Here is a 23,052-nt window from a genome sequence, read left to right as displayed (position 1 = left end):
GCCCGTTCCTGACACCCGGGTCAGGAGGAGCGGGGCCCGATGCCCGACTTGTTGAAACGTGTCAGACCTTGGCCGTGCCCCATTTCACAGATCAACTTCTCGGGCCGGCCGGTCGGTGCGCGCCTACTCTCAGAACGTGACGGTCGAGACGACATAGACCACGGGGTGGCCCGGTTCGTCGAAGTTGACGGTGATGTTCTGGGAGGGCTGCGGGGGCTTCTGCCGGTGGGTGGTGCCCGCCCAGCTGCCGCCGCTGGTGAAGTCCCAGCCGACCTGGGCGGCCTGGGACCGGGTGATGGTGACCTCGCCCTGCTTGAGCGCCGCGGGCGACTGGCCGTAGGTCTGCAGGAAGTGGTTCAGGCCCCAGTCGTTGGTCCTGAACTGCACGAACAGCGAGCTGGTCTTCCAGGAGTTGGTCTCGAAGTAGTACACCGGCGTCGACCCCTCGGGGACCGGGACGTTGTACGTGCGCATCTGGAGCTTGGAGGGGAAGTCGTTGTAGAGCCCGGTGGACGCGGCCTCCTCCTCCTTGTTCTGGCCGCCCTCGCGGCTCTGCTGGGCGGAGATGACGATGTAGCCGGCCGGGATCGCGATCAGCAGGAAGACGATGACCGCGGTGAGCCAGCGGCGCTTCTTGGACGCGGCGGGCCTGCCCGCGGCGGGCGAGGGGCGGGGGGTGCGGTCGTCGGTCACGTGCGGGGTTTCCAGATCGGTCATCGGCGGCCCGACCGCTCGTAGCGCTCATAGCGCTCGACGCGGCGGCGGTTGGCGCGGCGGAAGCGGCGGGCGACCAGGCGTGCCAGATCGGCGGCGCCGACCATCCCGGCCTCCGGGCCCAGCTGGGCCTTGGCGATACGGGCCTCGGGGCGGTAGCCGCGGCCGGTCAGGGTGCGGCGGAAGGCGTCCCTGGCGGGCCCGATCAGCAGGTCGTCGGCGGCGCTGACGCCACCGCCGATGACGAAGCAGGAGGGGTCCAGGGCGGCGGCGAGATTGGCGATGCCCACGCCGAGCCACTGGCCGATGTCCTGGAGGAGTTCGACGCACATCGCGTCGCCCTCCCGGGCCAGCTCGGTGATCAGCGGTCCGGTGATGTCGGGGATGCGGCCGCCGACCCGGTCGATGATGTTGTACGCGACCGGGGAGTCGGCCGCGGCCAGCTCCTTGGCCTCGCGCACCAGCGCGTTGCCCGAGCTGTACTGCTCCCAGCAGCCGCGGTTGCCGCACGGGCAGCGGTGGCCGCCCGGCACGACCTGCATATGGCCGAACTCGCCGGCCACGCCGTACTTGCCGCGCTTGACCGCGCCGTCCTCCAGGATGGCGCCGCCGATGCCCGTACCGAGCGTGATCATGACGAGGTGGTCCTCGCCGCGGCCCGCGCCGAAGCGCCACTCCGCCCAGGCGGCGGTGTTGGCGTCGTTGTCGACCATGACGGGGACGGCGAGGCGGCCCGCCAAGCGGTCCCGCAGCGGTTCGTTGCGCCAGTTCAGGTGGGGGGCGAACAGCACCCGGCTGCGGTCGGCGTCCACCCAGCCGGCCGCGCCGATGCCCACCGCGTGCACATCGTGCCGGTCGGAGAGGTCCAGCACCAGCTCGGTGATGGTGTCCTCGACGACCTTGGGGCTCTTGGACTTGTCGGGCGTCTCGGTGCGGAGCTTTTCCAGGATGGTGCCGTCCGCGTCGACGACGCCCGCCATGACCTTGGTGCCGCCGATGTCGATGCCGACGGTGGGGACGCGGGGGGCGGTCAGGTGCGAGCGGCGCTCGCGGGTGCCGACGGTGCGCAGCACGGTGGCTCTTGCCGAGCCACGATGCACCCGTTCGCGGTATGTGCTCATCGGTGTGCCCTCTCGCCGTGGCCGGCGCTGCGTGCGCGCAAGAGTCGTCTCGTCCCTGCGGGTCTCGGGAGGCCGGTGGCCTCGGCGTACGTGGTCGGGGTGCGGGCGCGGCCCGCCGTGCGATTGTGCATCACCCGCGCCGGGGCGCGCACCGCGGCACGGGGCGGCGCGACGCGGTGCGGGCTCCCGCTCAGCGGGTGGGGTGGCCGCCCAGGTGGTCGGGGGCGGGGGCGGCGGCCAGCTCGTGGCTGAGCTGTTCCAGCTCGCTGCCGCCCGCCATCTGGCGCGTCAGCTCCTCCAGGGTGATCTCGGACTTGGTGTGGCTGCCGGCCATCGCGCCGCGCTTGAGCAGGACGAAGCGGTTGCCGACCAGGTAGGCGTGGTGCGGGTTGTGCGTGATCAGGACCACGCCGAGCCCGGCGTCGCGGGCGGCGGCCACGTACTTCAGGACGACGCCGGACTGCTTGACGCCGAGCGCCGCGGTCGGCTCGTCCAGGACGAGGACCTTGGCGCCGAAGTAGACGGCGCGGGCGATGGCCACGCACTGGCGCTCGCCGCCGGAGAGGGTGCCGATGGGCTGGTCGACGTCGCGCAGGTCGATGCCCATGCGCAGCAGCTCGCTGCGGGTGGTCTCGCGCATCAGCTGGACGTCCAGGCGCTTGAAGGGGCCTGCGCCCTTGGTCGGCTCGGAGCCGAGGAAGAAGTTGCGCCAGACCGGCATGAGGGGGACGACGGCCAGGTCCTGGTAGACGGTGGCGATGCCGCGGGTCAGGGCCTCGCGCGGGGAGCCGAGGCGGGTGTCCTCGCCCTCGATGCGGAAGGTGCCCGCGTCGTGCTGGTGCAGCCCCGCGATGATCTTGATGAGGGTGGACTTGCCCGCGCCGTTGTCGCCCAGCACGCAGCTGATCTCCCCGGCGTGCACCTGGAGGGAGACGCCTTCCAGGGCGCGGATGTTGCCGTAGTACTTGCTGACGTCGTCCAGCTCGACCAGGGGTGCGTTCACCTGCTCGTCTCCGCCCTTGCCGGGGTGCTCCTCGCTCGTACGGTGCTGCTCGCTCACTTGCTGGCCTCCGCCCTCTTGCGGACCCAGGCGTTGAGCAGGGTGGCCAGCAGCAGCATCGCGCCGAGGAAGAACTTGAACCAGTCCGGGTTCCACTGGGCGTAGACGATGCCCTTGCTGGTCATGCCGAAGATGAACGCGCCGACCGCGGCGCCGATCGCCGAGCCGTAGCCGCCGGTCATCAGGCAGCCGCCGACGACGGCCGCGATGATGTAGAGGAGTTCGTTGCCCACGCCGTCGCCGGACTGGATGGCGTCGTAGGAGAACAGCAGGTGCTGGCCCGAGACCCAGGCGGCGAAGGCGACGCCCATGTAGAGGCCGATCTTGGTCTTCCGTACGGGGACGCCGACCGCGCGCGAGGCGTCCGCGTTGCCGCCCACCGCGAAGATCCAGTTGCCCGCGCGGGTGCGCAGCAGGATCCAGGTGGCCAGCGCCACCAGGGCGATCCACCACAGGATGGTGACCTGGACGTCCACCCCGCCGATGGTCAGGTGGGAGGCGAAGAGCACCCGGGCCGAGCCGAAGCCCTCCATGTCTGCGATGGTCTTGGTGGAGACCGTGCCGCTGATCAGCTTGGTGAAGCCGAGGTTCAGGCCCGTCAGCATGAAGAAGGTGGCCAGCGTGATGATGAAGCTGGGCAGCTTCGTGCGCGTCACCAGGAAGCCGTTGAAGAAGCCGATGGCGAGGGTGACCAGGAAGGACACCCCGACGCCGACCCAGGCGTTGGCCGTCATCTGGTAGCTGAACATCGAGGAGATCAGCGCCGAGCTGATCACCATGACGCCGGCCGAGAGGTCGAACTCGCCGCCGATCATCAGCAGCGCCACCGGCACGGCCATGATGCCGATGGTCGAGGCGGAGTACAGCACGGTGGACAGGCTCGCCGCGCGCAGGAACGGCTCGGCGACGATCGCGAAGAAGACGAAGACGGCGGCGGCGCCGACCACGGCGCCCAGTTCGGGGCGGCCCATCAGGCGGCGCACCACCGAGCGGTGCAGCAGCCGTTCGTCGGGCTCTTCCTCGGGTTTCTTGTCGATCGCGGGGGCGTTGGCGGTGCTCATCGGGTCCCCCGCTTCGTGTACGCCTCCAGGGCCGTGGCGTCCTTCTTGGTGATCACCTGGGGTCCGGTGAGCACGGGCCGGCCGCCGCCGAGCACATCGGCGTTGTACTTGTAGAGCCACAGCAGGTCCACGGCCTGGTAGCCCTGCAGGTAGGGCTGCTGGTCCACGGCGAAGCCGAGCGAGTCGTCCTTCAGGCCCCGGGCGACCTTGGCGTTGAGGTCGAAGGTGTCGATCTCGGCGTCGCTGCCCGCCTGCTCCTTGGCCTTGACGGCGGTGGGGGCGAAGGGCGCGCCGAGGGTGACGACGGCGTCGATGCTCTTGTCCGTCTGGAGCTTGGACTCGATGGTGGACTGGACCTCGGGCATGTTGGTGCCCTCCACGTACAGCTTCTGCATATCGCCCTTGAACGTCTTCTTCGCGCCGTCGCAGCGCTGCTCGTGGCCGACGTTGCCCTGCTCGTGCAGGACGCACAGCGCCTTCTTCTTGCCGCGCCGGTTCAGCTCGTCGCCGACGGCCTCGCCGGCGATCGTCTCGTCCTGGCCGATGTGGGTCAGCGCGCCGAAGTCCTTGGAGACCTCGGAGCCGGAGTTGACGGTGATCACCGGGATGCCGGCCTTCTCGGCCTTGGCGACGACGTCCTTGAGGGCGTCGGGCTTGGCGAGGGTGACGATCAGCCCGTCGACCTTGGCGTCGATGTAGGACTGCACCAGCTGGCTCTGCCGCTGGGCCTCCTTGTCATGGCCGTACACGAACTTGATGTTGTCCTTGGCGGCGGCCTGTTTCGCGCCGTTCTGGACGATGTCCCAGAACGTGTCGCCGTCGCCCGAGTGGGTGACCATCGCGAAGGTCCACCGGGGGGTGTCGACGGCGGCCTTCCCGCCGGCGGCCTTGGCGGCGCGCTCCTCCTCGGCGCGCTTGCCGCCCGTGCTGCTGCACCCCGCCAGGGACGCGCCGAGCAGAACTGCCAGCACGGCGCTCACGGCGCGTACCCCTGTCCGAACCCTTGCCACGAGGTCTTGCCCTTCTCGTTGCTGTCATGTGTGCACTCTGTGCTGCTTTGGCACGTACGGGCCGAAAATGATCGGTCCCGAACGCCCCAGTATCCGTCACGCCTGATCGTCGCGGACTCATCGGGTCCCGCGTCCGGTGTACTGCTCCAGCTCGGGCACGTCCTCGCCGGTGACGATGGCCGGGCCGGTCAGCACCGGCCTGCCGCCGCCCAGGACGTTGCCGTTGTACTGGTGCAGCCACAGCAGGTCCACGGCCTGGTAGCCCTGGAGGTAGGGCTGCTGGTCCACGGCGAAGCCGACGGAGCGGTCCTTCAGGAGCCTGACGACGGCCTGGTTGAGGTCGAAGGTGTCGATCTCGGCGGTGCTGCCCGCCTCCTGCCTGGCCTTGACGCTGACCGCGGCCATCGGGGCGCCGAGGGTGACCACGGCGTCGATCGCCGGGTCCGACTGGAGCTTGGCCTGGACGGAGGACTGGGAGGCGGGCGCGTCGGTGCCGTCGACGTGGAGGTTCTGCACGCTGCCGGAGAAGGCCTTCCGCACCCCGGCGCAGCGCTCCTCCAGCGACACATTGCCCTGCTCGTGCAGGACGCACAGCGCCTTTTTCCGGCCACGCGCGGTCAGCTCCTCGCCCACCGCCCGGCCCGCCACGGACTCGTCCTGGCCGATGTGGGTCAGCGCGCCCAGCTCCCTGGAGCGCCCGCCGCCGGAGTTTATGGTGATCACCGGGATGCCCCGGCCGACGGCTCTGCGCACCACCGCCTTCATCGCCTCGGGCTTGGCGAGGGTCACGATCAGCCCGTCGACGTCCTGGTCGATGTAGGACTGCACCAACTCGGCCTGTTTGCCGCCCTCTTTGTCGTTGGCGTACAGGAATTTCACGTTGTCCTTGGCGGCGGCCCGCTCGGCGCCGTTCTGGACGATGTCCCAGAAGGTGTCGCCCTCGCCGGAGTGGCTGACCATGCCGATGGTCAGGCGGCCGGTGCCCGCTCCCGTGCCGCCGCCGGGCACATCGGGCGGGTCCTCGGCCTCCTTGCCGCCGGAGCCGCTGCACCCGGCCGCGAGGGCGATCAGGACCGTGAGGGCTGCTGCTGTACGGGCTGTACGACGACGCATCGCAAACCGCCTTTGCTCCCCCGCCGCCCTAGTGCGGCTGGAGGAGTTCTAGCGGTGCGCGCCGAGCCCCGTCAATGCTTTGTCCGAACATTCTGACCCGGCGTGCGCCGGGGCGTGCGACGGATGGCACAAGGGCGCAAGGCTGCCTCAGGGGCGTACGAGCAGCTGGAACTCGAAGGCGTAGCGCGAGGCGCGGTAGACGTGCGAGCCGAACTCCACCGCCCGGCCCGTGTCGTCGAAGGTGGTGCGCTGCATCGTGAGCAGCGGGGCACCCTCGGGCTCGCCCAGCCGCTCGCCCTCCTCGGTGGTGGCGGCGCGGGCGCCGACCGCCTGGCGGGCGCTGTGCAGGGTGATGCCGGCCGCGCGCATCAGGCGGTACAGGCCGGTCTTCTCCAGCTCGCCGGTCTTCAGCTCCAGCAGGCCGGCGGGGAGGTGGTTGCGCAGGTGGGCGACGGGTTCGCCGTGGGCCAGACGCAGCCGCTCCACCAGCACCACCTCGGCGCCCTCGGCCAGGCCCAGGGCCGCGGCGATCTCGGCGGTGGCCTCGGTGGTGGTGTTCAGCAGGACGCGGGTGGCCGGCTTCTGCCCGGCCGCCTCCAGGTCGTCGTAGAGGCTGCTCAGCTCCAGGGGGCGCTTGACCTGGCTGTGCACGACCTGGGTGCCGATGCCGCGGCGCCGTACCAACAGGCCCTTGTCGACCAGCGACTGGATGGCCTGGCGGACGGTCGGGCGGGACAGGCCGAGCCGTCCGGCCAGCTCGATCTCGTTGCCGAGCAGGCTGCCGGGAGCCAGCTCGCCGTGCTCGATGGCGGCCTCCAGCTGCTGGGACAGCTGGAAGTACAGCGGGACCGGGCTGCTGCGGTCCACGCTGAAGCGGACCGGGCTCTGGGTGCCCTCGGAGTCTGTAGCGCGTTTCCCCACGGTGGCGAGCGTATCCGGCCCGGCACATGACGGGAAGTCCAGAGGTCACATTGTCCTGACAAGGGGGGACGGAAGGGGTCCGGCGGCCCGCCGCGCGGCCACCGGCGCCCGGATCACACCTCCCCGGCGTCGTGGACCAGGAGAGCGATCTGCACCCGGTTGTTCAGGTCCAGCTTGGCCAGGATGCGCGAGACATTGGTCTTGACCGTCGGCACGCTCATGAACAGCTGCGCCGCGATCTCGGCGTTGGACCTCCCCTGCCCGATGGCGAGCGCCACCTCCCGCTCCCGGCTGCCCAGCGCGGCCAGGCGCCCGCGGGCCCCCTCGGCCCGGCCGGCCTGGCCCTGTCCGCCGGAGACCTGGGCGATCAGCTGCCGGGTGACGGCCGGGGAGAGCACGGGCTCACCGGCGGCCACCTTGCGCACCGCCTCGACGATCTCCCCCGGCGGGGTGTGCTTCAGTACGAACCCGGCCGCGCCCGCGCGCAGCGCCCGCAGCACGTACTCGTCGGTGTGGAAGGTGGTCAGCACGATGACCTCGGGCGGGTGCGGCAGCGCGCGCAGCGCCTCGGTGGCCGCCAGTCCGTCCACCGTGGGCATCCGGATGTCCATCAGGACGACATCGGGCCGGTGCCGCAGGACCAGCGGCTCCACCTCGCCGCCGTCGCCCGCCTCCGCGACGATTTCGAGATCGGGCGCGCCGCCGAGCATCAGCCGCAGCCCGCCGCGCACCAGCGGGTCGTCGTCGACGAGGAGCACACGGAGGGTGCAGGGGGTGCTCGGGGTGCGGGGGTCGTTCACCGGGGTTCCTCTGAGGGGCTTGTGCGGTCGAGGGGTGGGTCACCTTATCGGCCGGGCCCAAAGGGCGGTGCGCCCTCGGGGAGTTCGCGCCGTCCGGTCCACGGCAGCCAGGCCGTCAGTTGGAAGCCGTCGGCGCCGGGGCCGTACTCCAGGCGCCCGCCGGCCAGCCTGGCCCGCTCGGCGAGACCGATGAGCCCCTGCCCCGTACCCGGAATGGCCGCTTCCACGGCAGTGGCCGGCGCGGTGTTGCGCACCTGGACCTCGATCCCCTGCCCCGGGCCGCCGCCGACCGTGACCGCCACCGCCGCGTCGGGCGCGTGCTTGCGGGCGTTGGTCAGGCCCTCCTGCACGATCCGGTAGACGGTGCGCCCGGTGGCCGCCGGGACCTGGTGCCCGCCCTCGACCGCGAGGTCCAGCTCCACCCGCATCCCCGCCTCGCGCGAGGCGCCGACCAGTTGGGGCAGCTCGGCCAGGGTGGGCTGCGGGCGCTCCGGGGCGGCGCCCGCGGCGGGCGGCCGCAGCACGCCGATGATCTCGTGCAGGTCCTCCAGCGCCTGGTGCGCGCTGTCCCGGATCACGCCCGCGGCGCGCTGGACCTCGGCGGACGGGGCGCCCGGGTTGAACTCCAGCGCGCCCGCGTGGACGCTCAGCAGCGACAGCCGGTGCGCCAGCACGTCGTGCATCTCGCGCGCGATCTCCTCCCGCGCCCTGCGCTGCGCCGCGGCCTCCGCCTGCTCGGCCCGCTCGCGCAGTTCCTCGATGAGCGCCTGGCGGGAGCGTACGTACAGCCCCCAGCCGAAGGCCCCGGCGATGAGCGCGAAGTAGGTGATCGCCGAGCCGGTGGCGGGGTGGTCGGGGTCGGGGGAGCCGAGCAGGAAGACCGGGAGCGGGGCCGCCGCCAGGGCCGCGACCCACCCCGCGGTGCGCGGCGGCCGGTGCGCGGCGACGGTGAACAGGGCCACCATGATCGCCCCGGTGACGAAGTGCGAGAAGGCCCCGGCGATCAGCAGCACCACCGCGAGCTGGACGGGCCAGCGCCGCCGCAGGAACACCGTCACGCACGCCAGGCCCCCCGTCAGCTGGTCGAGGAAGAGCATCTGGGCGGAGAGTTCCCTCCCCGCCAGCACGGCGTCGGAGGTGACCACCGAGAAGGCCGCCGCGAAGAGGAAAAAGCCGAGGTCGGCCAGGCGGTCGCGGGTGGTGACGGCAGGGCTCATGAGCGGCCAATGTACGGGGCCGCCGGGCGCGCCGCCCAGGCCCGCACGGGCTCTCGATACCTTCGGCGGACAGCGGGCCCGGCAGCTGACATCTTTGGTCGCCCCATCGCCTCCCGACGGCGCATACCGGCCCCGACCCGCGCTGCCTAGCCTCGAAGCATGAAGAGTCTGCTCGGCGTCCTCAGCTTCGTCCTGACCCTCGGAGGCCTCAGCGGCCTGCTCCACGAGTGGTTCGGCTTCTTCCGCCTCTTCGGCTTCCTGCGCTACCTGAGCCCGGCGGGCTACGAGGTCTACACCTACGCCGTACTCACCGCACTGGGCGTGGGCCTGGCCCTCGCGAGCGGCTCCCTCAAGAAGGGGCCGTCCGCGCGCTAGCCGTATCGCCCGGTGAGGCCGGGGACGCGACCCGGGCCTCGTCGATGACCTCGTCCAACACGTCGCGGGAGCGCATCAGCTCGCGGATCGTCGCGTCGATCCGCTCCCGCTCGACCAGCAGTTCCCCGACGAGCCGCGGGGAGGCGGTGACCACTGCCCCGTACTCGCGCATACAGGGCAGCAGTTGGGCGATCTTGGAGCTGCACAGCCCGGCCGCGAAGAGCTCCTGGATACGGATCACCCGCTCCACGCTCGGCTCCGGGAACTCCCGGTGCCCGCCCGCCGTCCGCCCGGCGTGCAGCAGCCCCTGCTTCTCGTAGTAGCGCAGCGAGCGCTCGCTCACCCCCGTACGGCGTGACAATTCACCGATGCGCACAGCCTGCCCCTCTCCCCCGCCGCCTTGACTCGGCGGCGGCGCCGCGGACTTGAACCTGACACCAGTGTCAGACTCTACGGTCCTTGCATGACAGACCACAGCCTCCTCCTGGCCCCCTACTCCTCCGCCTCCCTCACCACCCCCAACCGCATCGTCATGGCCCCCATGACCCGCTTTCGCAGCGACGAACACGCCGTACCGCAGCCGTTCGTGGCCGACTACTACGCACAGCGCGCCTCGGCCGGACTGATCGTCAGCGAGGGCATCTGGCCGTCCTTACGCGGCCAGAGCGACCGGCGCATCCCCGGGCTGAAGACCGCGGAGCAGGTGGCGGGCTGGCGTACCGTCACCGAGGCCGTGCACGCGGCGGGCGGCCGGATCTTCGCGCAGCTGATGCACGGCGGGCGCACCGCGCTGCCCGCGCACCGCACCGACGGCGGGCAGCCGCTGGCGCCGTCCCCCGTGCCCGCACCGCGGCGCCGCTCCGGCGACGGGCCCGTCGTGCCGCGCGAGATGACCCGCCAGGACATCCGCACCGCCCTGGACGACTTCGCCGCGGGCGCGCGCAACGCCCTGCTGGCGGGCTTCGACGGGGTCGAGATCCACGGCGCCAACAGCTATCTGCTCCACCAGTTCCTGGCCGACGACACCAATGTGCGCACCGACGAGTACGGCGGGGACGTGCCGGGCCGGATCCGCTTCCCCGTGGAGGCCGTGCGCGCGGTGGTGGACGAAATAGGCGCCGGGCGCACGGCGTTGCGGCTCTCGCCCGGCAATCCGCAGTTCGGGATGGCGGAGGCCGACCCCGCGCCGGTCTACCGCGCGCTGCTGGACGCACTCGACCCGCTCGGCCTGGCCTACCTCCACCTGACCGAGGGCACCCCCGACTACCCCGCGCTGGCCGATCTGCGCCCGCGCCGGCACGGCACCCTGATCGCCAACGTCGGCGAGAACGGGGCCGCGACCACGCGCGAGGCGGGCGAGGCCGTACTGCGCTCGGGCCGCGCCGACCTGGTCTCCTACGGCCGTGCCTTCCTCGCCAACCCCGACCTGCCGCACCGCTTCGCCACCGGCGCCCCACTGGCCGCGCACGACCCCGAACTCCTTTACACCCACGGCCCGCAGGGCTACAGCCACTACCCGGCGCTCACCGCCGCCGAGATCCGCTGACTCCCCGGCCGCGCACTACTTCATCCAGGCGTCCTCGTACTTCTTGTACGTGCCGTCGTGCGTGGCGAGGTGGACGAACTGGTCGACGTACTCCTTGAACTGCGCATCCGCGCGGGGCACGGCGTAAGCCTTCTCCGAGAAGGTGAAGGGCTTTTCGGGGTGCACGGCGCACAACTGCGGGTGGATCTTCGCCTGGTAGCGGGTCTCGCTCGCGTCGGTCATCATCACATCCGCGCGGCCCGCGACGATCTCGCCGAAGATGGTGGTGTTGTCCGGGTGCGTGAGCAGGGACGCCTTCTTGATGACGGAGCGGGCGAACTGCTCGTTCGTACCGCCGGGGTTGACGATGACGCGGGTGCCGGTCCGGTCGATCTGCTCCAGCGTGCGGTATCTGTCCTTGTCGGCGCAGCGCACGATCGGCGTCTTGCCGTCGGTGCGGGTCGGTTCGCTGAACGCGGCCTTGCGGGCCCGCTGGAGGGTGATCGAGACGCCGCCCATGGCGATGTCGCAGCGCCCCGCGGAGAGGTCCCGCACCAGCTTCGCCCAGGTCGTGGGGACGTACACGGGCCTGGCGTCCAGGCTGGACGCCAGGTCGCGCGCCATGTCGATATCCACGCCTCGGTAGCGGCCGGTCTTCGGGTCGCGGTGGGTGAAGGGGCGGTAGTCGCCGGTGGTGCACACCCGCAGGGTGCCGCGCTCGGGGACGGTGTCCAGGAGGGTACGGGTGTGCCGCGCGGCAGGTGCGGGAGCCGACGTGTCCGTCGAGGCGGCGGGGGCGGCCGCGGTGACGGCGAGGGTGCAGGCGAGGGCGGACAGCGCGACGGCGCGACGGGCGGGACGGGTGTCGGTCATGACGGCTCCTCTGCTCGGGCGGGGCCGTCCGCCGCTGGTCGCGTGCGGACGGCCGCGCGGGCGCAGAGTACTCGCCGGGCACCGCGGCCCCGAGGGCGTGTCCGTGAAGTCCCGCCTGCCGCGCGGCACCTGGCAGGCCCCCGGCCCGTACCGGGTCGTGGGCCGCGGGCGGTGAGGGGGTGTCAGGACCAGCGCACCGGCAGGTGGTGCATCCCGCGGATGAGCAGGCCCGAGCGCCAGGCCAGGTCTTCGGGGGCGGTGTCCAGCGCGAGGTCGGGGCAGCGTTCCAGCAGGCTGCGGACGGCGATACGGCCCTCCAGGCGGGCCAGCGGGGCGCCCAGGCAGAAGTGGATGCCGTGGCCGAAGGCGAGGTGGCCGCGGGCGTCGCGGGTGATGTCGAAGTCGTCGGGGGCGGGGAAGCGCTCGGGGTCGCGGGCCGCGGCGGCGAGCACGACCACGACGGGCTGCTTGGCGGGCAGGAGGGTGCCGCCGATCTCCATCTCCTCGCCGGTGAAGCGCCAGGTGGCCGCCTCGATCGGCCCGTCGTAGCGCAGCATCTCCTCCACGGCGCCGTCCAGGAGGCCGAAGTCGGCGCGCAGCGCGGCGAGTTGACCGGGGTGGGCGAGCAGGGCCCGTACGCCGTTGGAGATCAGGCTGACCGTGGTCTCGTGGCCGGCGACCAGCAGCAGGAAGGCCATGCCGATCAGTTCGTCGGGGGCCAGCCGGTCGCCGTCCTCGTCGGTGGTGCGCACCAGGGCGCTGAGCAGGTCCTCGCCGGGCGAGCGGCGCTTGTGCGCGATCAGGCCTTCGAGGTACGCGGCCATCGCCTGTGCCGCGGCCTGCGAGGCCTCGGGGCCGGTCGGCGCGACGATCTCGTTGGACCAGGCGCGGAACTCCGCGCGCTCCATCGCGGGCACGCCCAGCAGCTCGCAGATGACCGTGAGCGGGAGGGGGAAGGCCAGCGCCTCGATGAGATCGGCGCGGCCGTCGGGGGCGGCGAGCATGGCGTCGAGGAGTTCGTCGGTGATCTGCTGCACCCGGGGGCGCAGCTCCTCCACCCGGCGCATGGTGAACTCCCTGGCCACCAGCTTGCGCAGCCGGGTGTGCTGGGGAGGGTCGGTGTCCAGCATGTTGGTGAACAGCGGGGAGCCCTCGCCCTCGTCCGGCCACAGGCCGACGGCGCGCCAGTCCTTGTTGAGCCGGGGGTCGGCGAGCGCGGCCCTGGCCTCGGCGTGGCCGACGACCAGCCACGCCTCGACGCCTTCGGGGACGCGCACCTTGTGCACCGGGCCCCGGGCGCGCAGCTCGGCGTAGTACGGATACGGATTCGTGGTGAAGTCCGTTCCGTACGCGCCCAGATCGATGATGTCCGGCATGTGCTGTCCGTCCCTCCGGCTGCCCGCTCGCTGAGAGCCCGTGTCCCGACCCCGGCTCTGAGGGGTGCCGATCACGCCCCCGATCACGGTAAGCGGCGTCCGGCGGGCCCGGCATCGGCCTCAAGGACGAGGCGAACCGTACGGGGAGTCGGGTGCGTCACTTCTGTCATGGATGGGTCACGGATGCTGTTGCGGGATGCGCGGGAGACGGACCTCGACGCGATCGTCGAGCTGCACACGCTGGCGCGTACCGCCTACTACACGGCCGGCGGCGTCCCCCGCGCGCAGCTGGCCGATCCCGCCGAGCACGCGGCACGGCGCACGGACTGGGCGCGGGCCCTGCGGGCGGCGGACCGGGTGGTGCTGTGCGCGGTACCGGCCGCGGCGGACTGCGGTACCGGCGCGGCGGCGCCGGTGGGTGTCCTGTCGATGGGGCCGCCGGAGCACGCGGACATCGACGGGGCGGTGTACGGGCAGCTCTACCAGTTCCATGTGGCGCCGCAGAGCTGGGGGCTGGGGGCCGGGAGCGCGCTGCACTCGGCTTTCGTGGCGCGGCTGCGCGCGGCCGGTCTGTCCGGTGGCGTACTGGAGGCCTGGGAGAACAACACCCGTGCGCACGGCTTCTACGCCCGCCGCGGATGGCGGCCGGACGGCTTTTCCACCCCGGGGCCGCTGCGGCGGGACTATCTGCGGATGCGGCTGGCGGTGGAGTAGCGGGGCGGCGGGCGGAGTGCGGTGGACAGTGGGCCCGCCGCCGAACTGAGCACGCCCCGCCGCCCGCCGCTCGTCGCGGGCCCGGAGGCCGGGGCGCCCGGAGAAGTCCCGCCCCCGGGCGCCCGGCCTCTCAGTCCTCGTACAGTCCCGCGCCACCGGCGTCGGCGGACTGGGCGGGTGCGGCGTCGGCGAGGCGGGCCAGGAGGTCGGCGGCCCGCTTGGCGACCGTCTCGCGATCGCCCTCCGACAGGGCCGAGCCCATGCCGACGGCGACGGCGCCCGCGGCGATCCACTCCGGCGCGGACTCGACCGTGACCCCGCCCGTGGGCAGCACGGGCGCCTGCGGAAGGGCGGCCCGTACGTCCTTGATCCAGCCGGGCTGGTGGGCCGAGGCGGGGAAGAGCTTGAGCGCGTCCGCCCCCAGCTCCATGGCGCGCACCATCTCGGTGGGGGTGGCCACGCCGGGGAAGACGGGGATGCCGTAGCGGTGGCCCGTACGGATGACCTCGGCGTCCAGGCTGGGCGAGACCAGGAAGCGGGCGCCGGCCTCCACCGCCATACGGGCGGAGACCGCGTCCAGGACCGTGCCGGCGCCGATCACGGCGTCATCGCCCAGCTCGCGGCTGAGGGTCGTGACGGCCTCCAGCGCGAAGGGCGTGGTCAGGGATATCTCCAGGCTGGTGATCCCGGCCGACAGCAGGGTGTCCGCTGTGGCGCTCGCCTCGTCATAGGTGTCACTGCGGACGATGGCGAAGACGCGCTGCGCCAGTGCGGCCCGGGTGATCTCCCAGCGGTACACGGCAGTTCGCCGCCCTTCCTTCACTCGGTCGGTCAAGGTCGCCTCGCCGTGCCCCGCTCGAAGCCGAGCCCCACGGACGGCACAGCGCCTCTCGGGGCGTGCTGCGCCGCAGGTGACCGCCTCTTGGCCCCTTTGCCGCCGATGCCCGCCCATTCGTCGTTTCTACCGAAACGCTACCTGGAACCACTGACAATTCCCCCGCCGGGGTGCGCCCCTGCTGCCGTCGTACGCCGGGAAGTGCGCCGGCGGCCGGTCCGCGGGGCAGAGCGGCGCGGGGCCGCGCCGGCCGCATCACCCCCACGCTCCGTGGCCCGCGTCACGCCGCTCGCCCCCCAGCGCGTGCCCGCAGAATCTCTCCCCAGGTGACCATCGTCCCCCAACGGGCCTCCCGTACGGGCGAGTTCGGCCAGAGAAACCGCAAAGACGAAAGGGGCGGAGGGGGAGGGCGAGGGGCGGGAAAGGGCCGGGACACGCCGACGGCGGCCGGGGGAAGGCCCCCCGGCCGCCGCGATGGGTCAACCGGCGCTTCAGCAGCCGCGGTCGACGAGGTCGAAGGACTTGTAGTGGTCGGCGGTGTAGTAGTCCTCCTGCTTCTTCTCCCCGGTGACGGTGCGGCGGGCGCCGCGGTCCGGGGAGCCCGGGGTGATCACGGTGTACTCGTGGTAGTAGCCGCTGGACTGCTTCGGCAGGATGCCCTCGCGGTTGGAGAAGACGGTGCCGTCCTTCGGGTACGGGTAGGGGCCGCCCTTGGCTATCAGGTCCAGGGTGTCGTGGGCCTGCGCGGGGAGCTTGGAGTAACAGATCCGGCCGACGTCCGCGGCGTGCACGGTCGCGCGGTACGCGGTGGCGGCCGTGGTGGCGTGGGTGGCGGAGGGCGTGGCCGCGACGGCCGGGCCGCCGACGAGGAGGGCGGAGGTGAGAGCGCCCAGGGCGCCGATCCTGGTGATGCGTGGGGGGATTCTCATGGCCCCCAGCATGACGCGCGTAGACATGCTCCTGTCAATGCTAAGAGGCGGAAGTTTCCCAGGAGTTCACAAGGCGAGCGAGGGCACACCCGGCCCGCACGGCAGAAATTACCTCTGAGGCAAAACTTTTGCCTCAGAGGCGAAGTCTGGCTCTACTGGACCCATGACCGAGCCCTCTGCCGACCGGCCGGACGAGCTGCCGGACGCCCTGCCCGAAGGGCCGCCCGACGAGCTGCCGTCCGTGGCACCCCGGCTGCGTGACCTGCGGCGCCGCAGCGGCCTGACCCTGGAGGCCGCGGCCCGCCGGGTCGGGCTGTCGCCCGCGCACCTGTCCCGCCTGGAGACGGGGCGCCGCCAGCCCTCGCTGCCGATGCTGCTCGCTTTGGCACGTATGTACGGAACAACGGTATCGGACCTGCTCGGCGAGACCGCGCCCGAGCACGATCCGATCGTGCGGGCCGGGCGCACCGAGGCCTCGCAGGCGGGCGGCTGGACGTACTGGACCGTGGGCGGCGCGGGGCGGGCGATGCAGGCCCTGCGGGTACGGGTGCCGCACCGCGCGCAGGGCGATCTGGTGCGGGTGCACCCCGGTGAGGAATGGCTCTACGTCCTCGAAGGCCGGCTGCGGCTCACGCTCGGCGAGACCGTGCACGTCCTGGACCCCGGGGACGCGGCGCACTTCGACTCGCTGGTCCCGCACCGCATCGCGGCCGCGTCCCCCGGCGGCACGGAGCTGCTGTTCGTCCACACGCTGCTGCAGAGCGGCGCGGCCGAGCTGTGTCTGGGAGATCCGTCCGCGCGGCGCGGCCTGTGACGCTCCGGCCCGCCCCGGCCAGCTGCCCCGTTTTCGGCCCGCCCGGTGCGGGCCCGTCCGATCCGCTTCGTCAGGAAGGACCCACCGCCGTGTCCGAGACCGCACCCGAGAACCCCACCCCCGCCCCCGCCGAGAAGGGCTCGGGGGGCGTCGAGGACAAGGCCCCGCGCGGGGTGTACGTCCGCGTCTTCATCTACGTCGTGGCCACCCACGTCCTGCTGGCGTTCATGAGCCTGCTCATCATCATCGCCAAGTCGCGCTGACGGGCCGGGCCGCCCCGACCCCGACCGCCCGGCCCGTCCATCTTTCCGTCGCGAAAGTCCATTGCGCCCCGCCCGTCCCGGGTGAACCCTGCTGCCGCACGCTGTCCGCACTCCTGAACTCCTGAGCACTCCCGCGCACCTGGCTGTACGAGGAGGAACGAAGGATGCACCGCACGCGCCCGGCTGCCGTCGCCGCGCTGGCCCTGGCACTCACCCTCGCCCCACTTTCCGCAGCGTCCCTGCCGGCCGCGGCCGCCGCCCCGCACGGCGGCCGGCCGCCGGGGGACGCCGGCGCCCGGGCCAGACCCGCGGCCCAGAGCCCCCTGACCCCCACCCCCCGGTCGATGAGCGCGCGCACCGACCGGGTCACCCTCACCCCGACCGTCACCGTCGTGGCCGGGCCCGGGGCCGACCGTCCGGCGCTCATGGTCGTCGAGCGCGCGCTGAGGGCGGCCGGCGCCGAGCGGGTCGTACGCGCCGAGCGGGCCGGCGGCACCAAAGGTCTGACCGTGTACGTGGACGGGGCCGGTGCGGCCCGCGCGCTCGCGGAGCTGGGCGCCGAGGGGAGCGCCGGGCTGCCCGCCGAGGGGTACGCGCTCGGCATCGGCGCGGACCGGCGCGGCGTCGGCACCATCGCGCTGGCCGGTGCGGACGCGCGCGGCACGTACTACGCCGCCCAGTCGCTGCGGCAGTTGCTGCCGCACCGTGAGCGGCCCGGACAGCGGGTGCGCGGCACGGTCGTACGCGACTGGCCAGGCACCGCGCTGCGCGGGGTGATCGAGGGGTTCTACGGCACCCCCTGGTCGCACGCCGCCCGCCTGGACCAGCTCGACTTCTACGGCGAGCACAAGATGAACCTCTACGTCTACTCGCCCAAGGACGACCCGTATCTGCGCGAGAAGTGGCGCGAGCCCTATCCATCCCAACAGCTGAGCCAACTCAAGGAGTTGACGGACCGTGCGCGGGCGCGGCACGTGGAGTTCAGCTACGCCCTCTCCCCCGGGCTGTCCGTCTGCTACAGCTCCCCCGCCGACCTCGAAGCGCTGACGGACAAGTTCCAGTCGCTGTGGGACATCGGTGTGCGCACCTTCGCCGTGCCGCTGGACGACATCAGCTACACCGACTGGAACTGCGCGGCGGACAAGGAGAAGTTCGGTACGGGAGGGGGCGCGGCCGGCGCCGCGCAGGCCCACCTCCTCAACCGCGTCAACCGCGACTTCATCGCCACGCACCCGGGCGCCCGGCCGCTGCAGATGGTGCCGACCGAGTACTACGACGTGAAGCCCTCGCCGTACAAGAAGGCCCTGGCCACACAGTTGGACAAGAACGTGCTGGTGGAGTGGACGGGGATCGGGGTGATCGCGCCGACGATGAGCGTGGCGGAGGCCGAGGCGGCCCGCGAGGTCTTCGGCCACCCGATCCTGACCTGGGACAACTACCCCGTCAACGACTACGTCACCAACCGGCTGCTGCTGGGGCCCTTCAACGGCCGCCAGCGGGGCCTGCCCGGACGGCTGGCCGGGATCACCGCCAACCCGATGATCCAGCCCGCCGCCTCGAAGATCGCGCTGTTCACGGTCGCCGACTACGCCTGGAACGACGGCGCCTATGACGCCCGTACGTCCTGGGACGCGGCGCTGCGGGAACTGACGGGCGGCGACGGGCGGACCGCCCGCGCGCTGCGCGCCTTCGCCGATGTGAACTACGGCTCCTTGCTCAACCCGAAGCAGGCACCCGAACTGGCCGCCACTGTCGAGGAGTTCTGGAAGGACGGGCCCCGTGCACGGAACACCGCGAGCGGGCACCGGCTGGCGGCAGCGCTGCGCTCCCTCCAGGAGGCCCCCGGCGTACTGCGCGACCGCCTCGCCGACCGCGGCTTCGTCCAGGACAGCGGCCCGTGGCTGGACGCCACCCGGGCGTGGGGCGCGGCCGCGCGTACGGCCCTGCGGATGGTGGTGGCGGCGCGCGCCGGTGAGCAGCACCAGGCGTGGCAACTGCGGCAACGGCTGCCGGAGTTGGTGCGGACGGCCACTTCGTACATCTATGTGGACCTGAACGGCAAGAAGATCCCCGTGGTCGTCGGGGACGGGGTGCTGGACGCCTTCGTGGACGACGCCGTCGCCGAGCACGACCGGACGCTGGGCGCACCGGGCCGCCCCAAGGGCCTTACAGACCTGGGCAGTTACCAGGACAACGGCATCTCCCGGATGACCGACGGCGACGACTCCACCTGCTTCTGGAGCGGCGCGGCGCCCAGGCCCGGTACGTACATCGGCCTCGACCTGCGCGCCGAGCGGCCGCTGGGGGACGTCACGCTGTCCATGGGCAAGAGCGGCAGCCCGCGGGACTTCCTCCAGCACGGCGTGCTGGAGTACTCGGCCGACGGGCGGAGCTGGACGCGGCTCGCGCGGTTCGACGAAACGGCCGAGGTGCGGGCGACGCCGCCCGCCGGTGTCCGGGCCCGCTATGTCCGGGCCAGGGTCACCCAGGAGCAGCAGAACTGGCTGGCGGTACGGGAGTTCACCGTCGCCGCGGCAAACGGCCCCCAGGTGAGCGGGGAGCCCGCGGCGGCGCAGGGCAGCGCGCTGCGGCTGGCCGCCGACGGCGATCCGGGCACCGCCTACCGCGGCTCGCGCGCCGCGCGCCCCGGGGAGTTCCTCCAGGTCACTCCGGCCGGGCCGCGGCCCGCAGGGTCGGTGACCGTGCTGCGCCCCGACGCGGCGTCGGGGCAGCGCGCCGAGGTCCAGGTGCGCGGGGCGAACGGGCAGTGGCGCGGCGTCGGCGAGCTGCGCGGCGCGTACACCCGCCTGCCCGTCACCGGTGACGCGGCCCGCCACGGAACCGGCGCGGTGCGCCTGGTCTGGCGGGGCGGGACGCAGGCGCCCGTGGTCAGCGAGGTGCTGGTGCGCTGACGGGACGGCGCGGGCCCGGTGCGAGCGCGCGCCGGGCCCGCGTACCGGTCACCTGCGAACGCCCGCAGGTCACTTCGCGGCCCACACCCCGGCCGACTCCCGCACGAAGGCGCCGAAGTCGCGCGGCGCACGGCCCAGTACGCGCCGTATGTCCTCGTTCACCTCGGCGTCCTTGCCCTCCTGTACGACGCCGAACCACAGCGCCAGCACCTCGGCGGCCTCGGCCGGTACGCCCTGCCCGGTGAGCAGGCCGACGTACTTTGGGCCGGAGACGGGCACGTACCGGATGTCGCGCCCGGTGACCCGCCCGATCTCCGCCGCGGCCTCGCCGAAGGTCAGCGCCCGGGGGCCGGTGAGCCGGTAGACCTGCCCGGCGTGCCGCTCGTCCTCCTCGGTGAGGACGGCGGCGGCGACCTCGGCGATGTCGCGGACGTCGACGAACGCGGTCCTGCCCTGGCCGGTGGGCAGCCGCAGTTCCCCGGCGTCGACCGGGTCGCGCAAGAACGCCTCCTCGCTGAAGTTCTGCGCGAACCAGCTGGGCCGCAGCACCGTCCACTGCGCGCCCGACTCCCGCACCGGAACCTCGGTGTTCAGCCCCGGCAGCGCGTCCGGCGCCCCGGCCGAGAGCAGCACCAGCCGCTCCACGCCCCGCTGCACCGCGTACCGGGTGAAGGCGCGCGCTCTGCCGACCGCGTCGGGCTGCAGCGAGTCGACGACATAAGCGGCGCGCACCCCCTGCACCGCCGCCTCCCAGGTGGACTCGTCGTACCAGTCGAAGCGGGTGGGCGCGGTGCGCGAGGCGGGCCGCGGCACCGCGCCGCGCCGCTCCAGCGCCTCCACCACCCGGCGGCCCGTCTTGCCCGTACCGCCCAGAACCAAGATCTCGTTGTCTGCCATGCCCCGAAGTCAAGCGCCCCCGGACGAGACGAGCCATGGCCGAAACGCTCCCGCGCATGTCCCTGCGTCTGAGCGCGCGCCGCCCGCGCCGCCGTGGGTACGCCTACAGGTACTCGCCGTTCAGTGCGCTCCCGACCGCCACGGAGGCCCTCCCATGACGCAGTCCGCCGCCGAAGTCCTCAAGACAGCCGCCCGGCGGCTGTCCCCCGGCCCCGACGCCAATCCCCTGCTCCCGCGCATCGCCGCGGGCCGCGAACCCCGCGCCGTCTTCGCCGCCTTCGCCCTGGAACAGCACCACATCATCGCCTCCGACCTGCGCAGCTTCCGCCACCTCGCGCAGCGCGCGGGCGAGAGTCCGCCGGTCGCGGCCTTCTTCGCCTCCCTGGCCCAGGGCGAGGTCCTCGCTCTGGAGAAGCTCTCCGCGCTGTCCGCCGCCTGCGGCCTGACGGACGAGGACGTGTCCGCGTACGAGCCGCGTCCCGGCTGCCAGGCCTATCCCGCCTTCGCGGCCTGGCTCGCGCTGGGCGCCGAGCCCGCCGACGCCGTCATCGCGCTGACGGCCAACTTCGCCGCCTGGGGCGGCTATTGCCGCACCGTCGCCCGCGCCATGCGGGAGCACTACGCCTTCCCCGACGCGGCCTGCGCCTTCTTCGACTTCTTCGCCGCTGCGGCCCCCGACCTCGCCGACCAGGCCCGCGCCGCCGTCCAGCACGGCCTGGACACCGGCCTGATCACCCTGCCCCTGGCCCACCGCTACGGCCGCCTCCTGCAGGCGTACGAGCAGTTGTTCTGGACCACGCTGGCGGCTCCGAGCCCCGAAAGGGGCGCGGGGAACCGCGCGGCAGCCCCCCACCGGCCCGCGGATTCCTGACCGCACTTCCGACGGAGAGTCCGCAGCGGGGCCGGGCCCGGCTCAGCCCTGACGTTCCAGCAACCGCCCCGCCGGCTCCGCGAGCCGCCCGGCGTCATTGATCTTCCGCCCCCGCAGCCACGTGGAGCGCACCACGCCGTACAGCGTCTTCCCCGCGTACGCGGTGATCTTGTTGCGGTGCTGCAGCGCGGCCGCATCGACCGTGAAGCTCTCCTCGGGCGCCAGGACCGCGAAGTCCGCGTCCCGGCCCGGCTCGATGGCGCCCTTGGCCGACAGGCCCGCCAGCGCGGCCGGGGCGGTGGACATCCAGCGCGCCACGTCCGCCAGCGCGTACCCGCGCCCGCGGGCCGCGGTCCAGATGGCGGGCAGGCCCAGTTGGAGGGAGGAGATGCCGCCCCAGGCGCTGGCGAAGTCGGGGGTCTTCAGGTCGGCGGTGGAGGGCGAGTGGTCCGAGACGACGCAGTCGATGGTGCCGTCGGCCAGGCCCTGCCACAGCGCGTCCTGGTTGGCCGCCTCGCGGATCGGCGGGCAGCACTTGAACTCGGTGGCGCCGTCGGGGATTTCCTCGGCGGTCAGGGTCAGGAAGTGCGGGCAGGTCTCGACCGTGATCCGTACGCCCTCGCGCTTGGCTGCGGCGATCAGCGGCAGCGCGTCGGCGGAGGACAGATGCAGGACGTGCACCCGCGCGGAGAGCTTCTTGGCGAGCGCGATCAGCCCGGCGATGGCGTCGTTCTCGCAGCTGCGCGGGCGCGAGGCGAGGAAGTCGGCGTAGCGCGGCCCGGACGCCTGGGGAGCGGCCTGGAGGTGCTGGGGGTCCTCGGCGTGCACGATCAGCAGGCCGTCGAAGCCCGCTATCTCGCCGAGAGCGGCGGCCAGTTGCTCCTGGTCCAGCTCGGGGAACTCCTCCACGCCCGAGGGCGACAGGAAGCACTTGAAGCCGAACACCCCGGCGTCGTGCAGCGGCCGCAGGTCCTTGACGTTGCCCGGTATCGCGCCGCCCCAGAAGCCGGTGTCGATGTGGGCCTTGGCGCGGGCCACGTCCTGCTTGGTGCGCAGGTTCGCCTCGGTGGTGGTGGGCGGGAGGCTGTTGAGCGGCATGTCCACCAGGGTGGTGATGCCGCCGGCCGCCGCCGCGCGGGTGGCGGTCCAAAAGCCCTCCCACTCGGTGCGGCCCGGGTCGTTCACGTGGACGTGGGTGTCGACGAGGCCGGGCAGCAGGGCGTGCTCGCCGAGGTCGGCCAGCTGCGCCCCGGCGGGGATCTCGGCGTCGTACGGGAGCACTGCCGCGATCCGTCCGTCCGCGACGGCGACGGATGCCGCGCGCTCCCCTTGCGGTGTGATGACGCGCGTGGAGCGCAGCACCAGCTCGACGGCCTTTTCTGCGTCGGACACCCGGTCCCCTCCTCGTATCTCCCCACGGGCGCACCGGGCCGCCGCGCCTTCGCACCACGGGCCGCCGCACTTCCGCACTACGGAATTCAACGAACTGTTGAATGAGTTTTCACTCCGCGCCCTGACCCGTCAAGACCCCTCAGCGGTTTGGAGGTTTCCACGGATCGGTAGGCAACTTTCGCAGTTCAGAACGTAGCTCCGGCCACTGGCGCCGCCGGGGCCGCGCCGGCAACGCGCCCCCGGCACCGGCAAACACACG

24 protein-coding genes are annotated in these 23,052 nt (G+C 72.7%); 8 read left to right on the top strand and 16 right to left on the bottom strand.

Annotation, left to right across the window (positions count from 1 at the left end; all coding sequences use genetic code 11):
* Positions 1–129: 129 nt before the first annotated feature.
* The 9 genes from AC4IJH_RS03660 to AC4IJH_RS03620 form a co-directional block, all read right to left on the bottom strand.
* Positions 130–717: a hypothetical protein gene (locus AC4IJH_RS03660; RefSeq protein WP_490849997.1), complete on the bottom strand. Its 588-nt coding sequence runs from the start codon at positions 715–717 to the stop codon at positions 130–132.
* Positions 714–1,835 carry an ROK family glucokinase gene (locus AC4IJH_RS03655; RefSeq protein WP_490849996.1) on the bottom strand — a complete coding sequence of 374 codons (1,122 nt, stop codon included), beginning with the start codon at positions 1,833–1,835 and terminating at the stop codon, positions 714–716. Before AC4IJH_RS03655 ends, AC4IJH_RS03660 begins: the two co-directional genes overlap by 4 nt.
* 190 nt (positions 1,836–2,025) lie before the next feature.
* Complete coding sequence (locus AC4IJH_RS03650) at positions 2,026–2,838, bottom strand: ATP-binding cassette domain-containing protein (protein WP_490850045.1); 813 nt, start codon at positions 2,836–2,838, stop codon at positions 2,026–2,028.
* 53 nt (positions 2,839–2,891) lie between these two features.
* Entirely contained in the window at positions 2,892–3,956 is a 1,065-nt protein-coding gene (locus AC4IJH_RS03645) for an ABC transporter permease (RefSeq protein WP_490849995.1), read from the bottom strand.
* Positions 3,953–4,966 (bottom strand): sugar ABC transporter substrate-binding protein, encoded by a 1,014-nt coding sequence (locus AC4IJH_RS03640; protein WP_490849994.1) that lies wholly within the window; start codon positions 4,964–4,966, stop codon positions 3,953–3,955. Before AC4IJH_RS03640 ends, AC4IJH_RS03645 begins: the two co-directional genes overlap by 4 nt.
* A 117-nt stretch (positions 4,967–5,083) precedes the next feature.
* Positions 5,084–6,079, bottom strand: coding sequence for a sugar ABC transporter substrate-binding protein (locus tag AC4IJH_RS03635; protein ID WP_490849993.1), 996 nt, complete (start codon positions 6,077–6,079; stop codon positions 5,084–5,086).
* A 147-nt stretch (positions 6,080–6,226) separates the two neighbouring features.
* Positions 6,227–6,946: a GntR family transcriptional regulator gene (locus AC4IJH_RS03630; protein WP_490850044.1), complete on the bottom strand. Its 720-nt coding sequence runs from the start codon at positions 6,944–6,946 to the stop codon at positions 6,227–6,229.
* Between the two features lie 167 nt (positions 6,947–7,113).
* Positions 7,114–7,800: a response regulator transcription factor gene (locus tag AC4IJH_RS03625; protein ID WP_490849992.1), complete on the bottom strand. Its 687-nt coding sequence runs from the start codon at positions 7,798–7,800 to the stop codon at positions 7,114–7,116.
* 44 nt (positions 7,801–7,844) lie between these two features.
* On the bottom strand, positions 7,845–9,017 hold the full coding sequence (locus AC4IJH_RS03620; protein WP_490849991.1) for a sensor histidine kinase: 1,173 nt from the start codon (positions 9,015–9,017) through the stop codon (positions 7,845–7,847).
* 159 nt (positions 9,018–9,176) lie between these two features.
* On the opposite strand from AC4IJH_RS03620, the gene AC4IJH_RS03615 reads away from it, so the two are divergent.
* Complete coding sequence (locus tag AC4IJH_RS03615; protein WP_490849990.1) at positions 9,177–9,392, top strand: hypothetical protein; 216 nt, start codon at positions 9,177–9,179, stop codon at positions 9,390–9,392.
* Here AC4IJH_RS03615 and AC4IJH_RS03610 read toward each other — a convergent pair.
* On the bottom strand, positions 9,367–9,768 hold the full coding sequence (locus AC4IJH_RS03610) for a MerR family transcriptional regulator (protein WP_490849989.1): 402 nt from the start codon (positions 9,766–9,768) through the stop codon (positions 9,367–9,369). The two genes, AC4IJH_RS03615 and AC4IJH_RS03610, sit on opposite strands and share 26 nt — an antisense overlap.
* An 87-nt stretch (positions 9,769–9,855) precedes the next feature.
* Here AC4IJH_RS03610 and AC4IJH_RS03605 point away from each other — a divergent pair, with 87 nt between their 5' ends.
* Positions 9,856–10,938, top strand: a complete 1,083-nt coding sequence (locus AC4IJH_RS03605) for an alkene reductase (protein WP_490849988.1) — start codon at positions 9,856–9,858, stop codon at positions 10,936–10,938.
* 15 nt (positions 10,939–10,953) lie between these two features.
* Here the strand turns inward: AC4IJH_RS03605 and AC4IJH_RS03600 are convergent, their stop codons facing one another.
* Positions 10,954–11,790, bottom strand: coding sequence for a transporter substrate-binding domain-containing protein (locus tag AC4IJH_RS03600; RefSeq protein ID WP_490849987.1), 837 nt, complete (start codon positions 11,788–11,790; stop codon positions 10,954–10,956).
* On the opposite strand from AC4IJH_RS03600, the gene AC4IJH_RS03595 reads away from it, so the two are divergent.
* On the top strand, positions 11,789–11,965 hold the full coding sequence (locus tag AC4IJH_RS03595) for a hypothetical protein (RefSeq protein ID WP_490849986.1): 177 nt from the start codon (positions 11,789–11,791) through the stop codon (positions 11,963–11,965). The two genes, AC4IJH_RS03600 and AC4IJH_RS03595, sit on opposite strands and share 2 nt — an antisense overlap.
* 7 nt (positions 11,966–11,972) lie before the next feature.
* Here AC4IJH_RS03595 and AC4IJH_RS03590 read toward each other — a convergent pair whose 3' ends face one another.
* Positions 11,973–13,166 carry a cytochrome P450 family protein gene (locus tag AC4IJH_RS03590; RefSeq protein ID WP_490849985.1) on the bottom strand — a complete coding sequence of 398 codons (1,194 nt, stop codon included), beginning with the start codon at positions 13,164–13,166 and terminating at the stop codon, positions 11,973–11,975.
* A gap of 183 nt (positions 13,167–13,349) precedes the next feature.
* On the opposite strand from AC4IJH_RS03590, the gene AC4IJH_RS03585 reads away from it, so the two are divergent.
* The gene (locus tag AC4IJH_RS03585; RefSeq protein WP_490849984.1) at positions 13,350–13,880 is read left to right on the top strand and encodes a GNAT family N-acetyltransferase; all 531 of its coding nucleotides are present in this window, start codon (positions 13,350–13,352) and stop codon (positions 13,878–13,880) included.
* A gap of 130 nt (positions 13,881–14,010) precedes the next feature.
* Here the strand turns inward: AC4IJH_RS03585 and AC4IJH_RS03580 are convergent, their stop codons facing one another.
* The gene (locus AC4IJH_RS03580; protein ID WP_490850043.1) at positions 14,011–14,679 is read right to left on the bottom strand and encodes a bifunctional 4-hydroxy-2-oxoglutarate aldolase/2-dehydro-3-deoxy-phosphogluconate aldolase; all 669 of its coding nucleotides are present in this window, start codon (positions 14,677–14,679) and stop codon (positions 14,011–14,013) included.
* Positions 14,680–15,206: 527 nt separating this feature from the next.
* The gene (locus AC4IJH_RS03575; RefSeq protein WP_490849983.1) at positions 15,207–15,644 is read right to left on the bottom strand and encodes a ribonuclease domain-containing protein; all 438 of its coding nucleotides are present in this window, start codon (positions 15,642–15,644) and stop codon (positions 15,207–15,209) included.
* A 163-nt stretch (positions 15,645–15,807) separates the two neighbouring features.
* Here AC4IJH_RS03575 and AC4IJH_RS03570 point away from each other — a divergent pair, with 163 nt between their 5' ends.
* The 3 genes from AC4IJH_RS03570 (at position 15,808) to AC4IJH_RS03560 (ending at position 19,633) form a co-directional block, all read left to right on the top strand.
* Positions 15,808–16,458 (top strand): helix-turn-helix domain-containing protein, encoded by a 651-nt coding sequence (locus AC4IJH_RS03570; protein WP_490849982.1) that lies wholly within the window; start codon positions 15,808–15,810, stop codon positions 16,456–16,458.
* An 89-nt stretch (positions 16,459–16,547) separates the two neighbouring features.
* Entirely contained in the window at positions 16,548–16,721 is a 174-nt protein-coding gene (locus AC4IJH_RS03565; RefSeq protein ID WP_490849981.1) for a DUF6126 family protein, read from the top strand.
* A gap of 164 nt (positions 16,722–16,885) precedes the next feature.
* Entirely contained in the window at positions 16,886–19,633 is a 2,748-nt protein-coding gene (locus AC4IJH_RS03560) for a glycoside hydrolase family 84 protein (RefSeq protein WP_490849980.1), read from the top strand.
* A gap of 69 nt (positions 19,634–19,702) precedes the next feature.
* Here AC4IJH_RS03560 and AC4IJH_RS03555 read toward each other — a convergent pair whose 3' ends face one another.
* A complete protein-coding gene (locus tag AC4IJH_RS03555; RefSeq protein WP_490849979.1) occupies positions 19,703–20,530 on the bottom strand; it encodes an NAD(P)H-binding protein in 828 nt (275 codons plus the stop codon).
* A gap of 154 nt (positions 20,531–20,684) precedes the next feature.
* On the opposite strand from AC4IJH_RS03555, the gene AC4IJH_RS03550 reads away from it, so the two are divergent.
* Entirely contained in the window at positions 20,685–21,401 is a 717-nt protein-coding gene (locus AC4IJH_RS03550) for a thiaminase II/PqqC family protein (RefSeq protein ID WP_490849978.1), read from the top strand.
* Positions 21,402–21,443: 42 nt separating this feature from the next.
* On the opposite strand, the gene allB is transcribed toward AC4IJH_RS03550, so the two are convergent.
* Positions 21,444–22,793, bottom strand: coding sequence for an allantoinase AllB (allB, locus tag AC4IJH_RS03545; protein WP_490849977.1), 1,350 nt, complete (start codon positions 22,791–22,793; stop codon positions 21,444–21,446).
* Positions 22,794–23,052: the final 259 nt, after the last annotated feature.

It is taken from the genome of Streptomyces sp. UF-297 (assembly GCF_058245575.1).
This window is presented reverse-complemented; position numbering and strand designations above follow the sequence as displayed.